The sequence below is a fragment of the Mesorhizobium sp. M8A.F.Ca.ET.021.01.1.1 genome (assembly GCF_003998025.1).
Taxonomy (GTDB): domain Bacteria; phylum Pseudomonadota; class Alphaproteobacteria; order Rhizobiales; family Rhizobiaceae; genus Mesorhizobium.
The window spans coordinates 1-1425 of sequence record NZ_RZSJ01000913.1; the positions used below are offsets into that span (position 1 = coordinate 1).

The window sequence follows — 1425 nt, forward strand, 5'->3', positions numbered from 1 at the left end:
CCTCGACGCCGAAGGCGAACAGGCGCTGTTTCAGGCTATTGTGTCGGTGCGGCAACGTGGCGGCATCGTCGTGCTCGTGGCACACCGGCCAAGCGCGCTCGGCACGGTCGATTTCATCCTCGCCATGAGCCAGGGCCGCGTCCAGGCGTTCGGGCTCAAGGACGATGTCTTGGCCAAGCTGTTTCCGCGGCCGCAACCGGCGGTGAGCGCCGTGCCGCACCTCAGGCTCGCCACCGAGGAGCCGGCGCCGCGGCCGGGCGCGGCGGCGGCAGGCGAGTAAAGGGGAGGGATGATGCCGAGTTCCTCCTACCAGTCCATTCAACGCTACATGGGCTGGGGCCTCGTCGCGGTCGCGGTGCTGGTCGGCGGCGTCGGCGGCTGGGCCTCGCTGACGCGGATCTCGGGAGCGGTCATCGCGTCGGGGGTCCTCGTCGTGGATTCCCACGTCAAGGACGTACAGCATTCGACCGGCGGCATCGTCGGCGAGATCGCGGCGCGTGACGGCGACCGTGTCAAGCGCGGGGCGCTGCTCGTGCGCCTCGATCCCACCGTGCCGGCGGCCAACCTCGCCGTCGTCACCAAGGCCCTCGATCAGTTGTCGGCACGCGAGGCGCGCCTCGAAGCGGAGCGCCGGGGTGCCGATGCCATCGCCTTCCCCAGAGATATTCTCGATCGTCGCGGTGATGCGGCGATCGCGGAGATCATCGCCGGCGAGGAACAGGTCTTCGAGACAAGGCGTGCGGATCGTTCCGGCCGGAAGGGCCAGTTGCAGGAGCGCATCCTGCAGCTGCAGAAAGAGATTGGCGGGGACACGGCCCAGGCGGAAGCCAAGTCGCAAGAAATCGCGCTTGTCGAGGAGGAACTGGCCAGCATACGCGCGCTGTGGAAGAAGCGGCTGATCTCGATCGACCGCCTGACCGCCATGGAGCGCGAGTCGGCGCGGCTCGATGGCGAGCGCGGCCAGTTGACGGCGGCCCTGGCGCAGGCCCAGGGCAAGATCGCCGAGATCAATTTGCAGATCCTCCAGATCGACCTCGAACTCAGCACCGACGTCAACAAGGATTTGCGCGAGATCGACGGCAAGGTCGGCGAACTGACGGAGCGCAAGATCGCCGCCGAGGACCAGCTCAGGCGCATCGACATCCGCGCGCCGCAGGACGGCATCGTGCAGCAATCCATCGCCCACACCGTCGGCGGCGTCATCACCCCTGGCCAGACGATCATGCAGATCGTGCCCGACAGCGACAGCCTGACGGTCGAGGCCAAGATCGCGCCGAGCGACATCGACCAGCTGTGGGTCGGCCAGCCGGCGGCGCTGCGCTTCTCGGCCTTCAACCAGCGCACCACGCCGCAGATCAACGGGACGGTCGAACGAACCTCGCCGGACACGACGACCGACCAGCGCACCGGCATCAGCTACTATAC

1 protein-coding gene and 1 pseudogene are annotated in these 1425 nt (G+C 67.8%); both read left to right on the forward strand.

The features are described 5' to 3' along the window. Positions 1 to 280, forward strand: a pseudogene (locus EOA36_RS37585) (type I secretion system permease/ATPase); the annotation flags it as partial. 12 nt (positions 281 to 292) lie between these two features. Then, on the forward strand, positions 293 to 1425 hold a 1133-nt coding region (locus EOA36_RS35380; protein WP_245464557.1), incomplete at its 3' end, for an HlyD family type I secretion periplasmic adaptor subunit.